Here is a 4,623-nt window from a genome sequence, read left to right on the forward strand (position 1 = left end):
GTGTGCTGAGGTGTGCTGAGGTGTACTGATAAATAGTGGCCGATTTTTAATGGCACTGATCTTTATGCATGCACTGCTACCGACTCTGACAGAGCGCGGTGCTTCAGAGAATATCAGAAGATAAAAAATATTGGCTCTCGTCAATATTAAGGTGGATGCATATTGCTGTGTCATCTTTTTATGTTATTAAAGCATCTTATCTACGCATGTCCGGCGTTGTAATAAATAAAGGAATGACACCGTGAACCCTCAATATTTCTGTACCATGATTTCATTTTTATCTCTGGCTGCATTGCCGGTTGCACAGGCATCCGCTGAGGAAGCGGAGCGTGACACCGATAAAAAACAATATGGTCACCTGAAAAGTCATGAACCAATATTCCTCGGTTACACATGGGATGAGGACGATGTCGGTTATATGGATTTTAAGCTGTCGCTGGAATATCCCATTCTGCATTCGGGTAAGCCCCAGCCCGCGGCTCTGGGTTTTTTACCTTATCCTTATTTTGATTTCAGCGGCCGTTTTGGTCACTACATAGGTACCCGTGCCTCATCTCCCGTGATTGCCAAACGTTATAACCCGGAATTGTTTGGCCGCTATTGGCTGAAAGATATTGCGGGAGTGAAGGGGGACGCTTCGCTGGATATTATTTATGGGCACGAATCCAACGGTCAGAACGTTAATGATGTCGACAGCTATAACGCCATGGCACTTGAGCTGGCCGTCGATGGTGATGACCCGCGTAATGCCCGGGACTATATCAGCCGTGGCTGGGATTATGCCGCAGTGCTTTGGACTCAGCCCTGGGTTGCAACGGATGCAACACGGATTGTGACCTTCACTGAGGTCCGTTATCTGCTGGATGAAGGTCTGATTCAGGAGAATGCGGAAGAGTATCGTGAGTGGGAAAATGATCGCGAAGGAAAACCACGACGTAAAGTGGACGGACTGAGCTTCGCTTATAAGTACCGCTTCAATTCTTCGCACTCGTGGATAAATAGTGAAAAAATTTATCTTGAAGTCCGCACGGGTATTGAAGATACCTTCCGCTATAACACATTACTGGCTGAAGCCAGCTTCACCGTCGGCAACATTCCACTGATGTTATGGGTAAGTCACGGCTATAACAGTGATCTGGTGGACTATTATCGCGAAATGACCAGCGGTGGTATTGCGATTGAATTTATGGGAACCAACTGAGCGCCGGGAGCAGATAGCCCGGATTTACTGAGGTTTTAAGAAAAGGTGGTTTAAAGAGAAGGTCGTTTTAAAGATTGGGGTTTAAATAACCGGCAGCGTAAGTCAGTTGTAGTCTGTTAATAAAAAGGCCCCGGCGCAAGGCCGGGGCAAGACTCCAAAAACGTAGCAGGGTGGAGTACTGCGGGTTGAACGCGGTGCTGCTATCAGCCTTTTGGCCAATAGCGGGTACGGTATGTTATGCCCGCTGCTGCATGACAATCAGTGACTGATCATCCATGGGCGCATACCCGGAAACATTTTATTGCCATCCGCTGTATACATAAGATTGCTTTTACGCTTGTTATTACAACCACAGTTACTGCTGTGTTTGTGTTTATTATCGAACAGGTGACGTTCTTTCTTTTCAGTTTCGCGTTCCTGATATTGAGCGGCTGTCATAACATCAGGCGCTTCGCGGGCCTTTTCGTTGCGTTCCATTGCCTCGCGCTTCTCTTTAATCATCTGAGCTATTTCAGGTGGAAGCACGATGACGCGTGCAGACATTGCAGCGCATTGTGGACACGGTTTAGGCTGGTCATGTTCTGCCATGGGAGCCAGTTCCTGAAATACACCATGGCTCTGACATTTGTAATCGTATAAAGGCATTATTATCTCCTTACAGTCTGAATGAAACACACTGAAGAATTGAAATCGCTGGAGTCATCTTGTGTTATTTACCGGCTCCAAAAGGAGCCGGTATACCTGGTTTTAACGAAAATCAGAGATTAATCGTTAAAGATCCGGAGCTTTCGGAATATCAATAGAGCCATCCAGATGTTTCACCGGACCATCGGCATTTGGTTTAACATCAAATTCGAAAATATCGGTTGGTAACCAAAGCGTGGCACAGGAGTTAGGTACATCCACAACGCCACTGATATGCCCCTGAATCGGCGCACAACCAATAATGGCGTAACCCTGAGCTTCGCTGTAGCCAAACTTGGTCAGATAATTAATGGCATTCATACAGGCCTGTTTGTATGCAAGGCTGGTATCCAGGAAGTGCTGTTTGCCATCGTCATCAACGGAGATACCTTCAAAGATCAGGTAATCATCGTATTTAGGTACCAGTGGGCTTGGTTTGAAGATCGGGTTTTTGATCTCGTACTTTTTCATACCGTCTTTGATCAGTTTCACCCGCATGTGGATCCAGCCAGCCATCTCAATGGCACCACAGAAGGTAATTTCACCATCGCCCTGACTGAAGTGCAGGTCACCTACGGACAGGCCTGCACCGTCTACATACACAGGGAAGTACACTTTGGCACCGCGGGTAAGGTCTTTAATATCACAGTTACCACCGTGTTCGCGTGGTGGTACGGTACGTGCACCTTCGGCAGCGGCGGCGGCTTTTTCATCACCTGTCATACGCCCCATGTGAGCTGTTTCAGCGTAAGGCAGGCAGGCCAGAGTTGGTTCGCGGTCAGGATCTGTATCGTACAGCTCCTTCTCACGCTTGTTCCACATATCCAGCATGTCACGGGATGGCAGACAGCCGATCAGACCCGGGTGCAGGATGCCCGCGAATTCCACGCCAGGCACATGACGGGATTTTGTATAAACACCGTTAAAATCCCAGATGGATTTTTGTGCTTCAGGGAAGTGATCAGTGAGGAAGCCGCCGCCGTTTTTCTTGGCAAAGAAGCCATTAAAACCCCATTGCTGTTCATCGAAAGCACCGATGTCGAGAATATCAACTTCCAGCAGATCACCGGGTTCGGCACCTTCTACAGCAATCGGACCCGACAGAAAGTGAACCTGAGTCAGGTCGACATCGCGGATATCCTCTGCACTGTCATCATTTTTGATCTGCCCGCCGGTCCAGTCGTAACACTCAACGATAAAATCATCGCCAGGCTTAACGGTCGCAACCATAGGAATATCCGGATGCCAGCGGTTGTGAACGCTGTCATTCTCATAGGCGGATTTACTGAGATCGATCTTGATGATGGTATCAGCCATTTCTTTCTCCTTTTTCGGCCTTTGTGGCCGTTGTGTGAGGCGTGCTGCCAGTTTCGGGCGAAGGCCCTGGGGTAAAAATCAGTTGGTGGTTCTTTACATCAGCGCGGATCTCAACCGCACTGCTGCAATCTGTGGTGAGCAGGGTTGTGGCTAACGGAGCCATAACCTGCTGCTGAAACATGCGCTGAATGGCGCGGGCGCCGTAGTGTTGCTCATAACCAGCGGAGCACAGCCAGTGAATACTTTGCTCGCTGAACAGAACCGTTACCCTGCGCTTTTTAAGACGCTGGTTGAGCGCATCAATCTGTAGTTTCAGAATGGTCGGCAGACTGTCATCTGTCAGACCAGCAAAGGTTTCAATGCAATGAATGCGGTTTAAAAATTCAGCATCAAAATGGCGGCGCAGTGCCTGCTGGCGCATGCGTTCTCTTTGCTTTTCCCGGAGAGTTTTTGGCAACCAGTGATAACGTCTGGCCTGCTGCCATTGTGCAGAACCTACGTTGCTGGTCATAAACACCAGGGTGTTGCGGAAATTCAGCGCTTTTTGTCCGGAGGCCAGTGTCAGCATGCCGTTATCCAGAACATTCATCAGACTGCGTACAACTTCGACACTGGCTTTTTCAATTTCATCGAACAGCACTATGCCTGGGCGGCTGTTGCTGCCTTCAATTAATTCCTGATCGATGACGGTAAGATTGTCTTTGCTGCCGACATAGCCCGGGGGGGCACCGGTAATTGCGGCACTGTAATGACTCTGTGACAGGGTGTTCATATCGACCCGGCAAAAAGCATCGGCACGGCCGTGAATTGCCCGGGCGATACAGCGCACCATTTCCGTTTTTCCGACGCCGGTGTCACCGATAAACAGAGCCGTCATCAATGGACGTCGTTCATCGGTAAGACCGGCTTTGATAATGTTGAACTGCCGGCGCAGACTGGCAATGGCATGATCCTGGCCGACAATATGCTCACGCAGCTGCTGTTCCACCTGTTGTGGATCAAACAGGAAGCGTGACATAACCGCAGCGGCTGATGTGCTTTCAGCTGCTTTTTTACGATTATTTTCTGCCATCATGTCGGTTACGAATACCATTGCCGGAAACTCCTCAGGAACCCGCTTCCAGCGATTTTTCTGAACCCGGCAGGTTGCCCACCGGACACTCTTCGCTGCCGATGGTTTCGCGTGTCAGAGCTTCAACGTCTTCCCGTGCCTTTTCGGCATCCATAACCCAGGTGCGGTAGAATTCAAATGGACAGTCAGCCACGCCTTTATCGCCATCACCTGAGTTGTACATGCCGGTGTAGCCACGGTGCAGTAATTTAAATAAGTGGTTTTGCGACTGGTCGTTTTTACGGGCATCACGGATTTGTGAGACGGACAATTGAGCATACTGAATGCCCATGTCTTCCTCACCGCATTC

4 protein-coding genes and 1 pseudogene are annotated in these 4,623 nt (G+C 49.2%); 1 reads left to right on the forward strand and 4 read right to left on the reverse strand.

Annotation, left to right across the window (positions count from 1 at the left end; translation table 11 throughout):
* The first annotated feature begins 241 nt into the window (after positions 1-241).
* The gene (locus B2Z72_RS14035; RefSeq protein WP_296985258.1) at positions 242-1,201 is read left to right on the forward strand and encodes a hypothetical protein; all 960 of its coding nucleotides are present in this window, start codon (positions 242-244) and stop codon (positions 1,199-1,201) included.
* A gap of 258 nt (positions 1,202-1,459) precedes the next feature.
* Here B2Z72_RS14035 and B2Z72_RS14040 read toward each other — a convergent pair whose 3' ends face one another.
* The 4 genes and pseudogenes from B2Z72_RS14040 to amiE all read right to left on the reverse strand — a co-directional run.
* On the reverse strand, positions 1,460-1,846 hold the full coding sequence (locus tag B2Z72_RS14040) for an FmdB family zinc ribbon protein (protein WP_296985256.1): 387 nt from the start codon (positions 1,844-1,846) through the stop codon (positions 1,460-1,462).
* A 126-nt stretch (positions 1,847-1,972) separates the two neighbouring features.
* A complete protein-coding gene (gene fmdA, locus B2Z72_RS14045) occupies positions 1,973-3,202 on the reverse strand; it encodes a formamidase (RefSeq protein ID WP_296985253.1) in 1,230 nt (409 codons plus the stop codon).
* Positions 3,195-4,295 carry an AAA family ATPase gene (locus tag B2Z72_RS14050; protein WP_296985250.1) on the reverse strand — a complete coding sequence of 367 codons (1,101 nt, stop codon included), beginning with the start codon at positions 4,293-4,295 and terminating at the stop codon, positions 3,195-3,197. Before B2Z72_RS14050 ends, fmdA begins: the two co-directional genes overlap by 8 nt.
* Positions 4,296-4,308: 13 nt before the next feature.
* Positions 4,309-4,623, reverse strand: a pseudogene (amiE, locus tag B2Z72_RS14055) (aliphatic amidase); the annotation flags it as partial.

It is taken from the genome of Thalassolituus sp. UBA6592, assembly GCF_002433655.1.
Taxonomy (GTDB): domain Bacteria; phylum Pseudomonadota; class Gammaproteobacteria; order Pseudomonadales; family Oceanobacteraceae; genus Venatoribacter.

What these genes read in the sequence shown, in the direction of transcription:
- B2Z72_RS14040 (WP_296985256.1), bottom strand. Translation starts at nt 1,846, where the DNA reads ATGCCTTTATACGATTACAAATGTCAGAGCCATGGTGTATTTCAGGAA.
- fmdA (WP_296985253.1), bottom strand. Translation starts at nt 3,202, where the DNA reads ATGGCTGATACCATCATCAAGATCGATCTCAGTAAATCCGCCTATGAG.
- B2Z72_RS14050 (WP_296985250.1), bottom strand. Translation starts at nt 4,295, where the DNA reads ATGGTATTCGTAACCGACATGATGGCAGAAAATAATCGTAAAAAAGCA.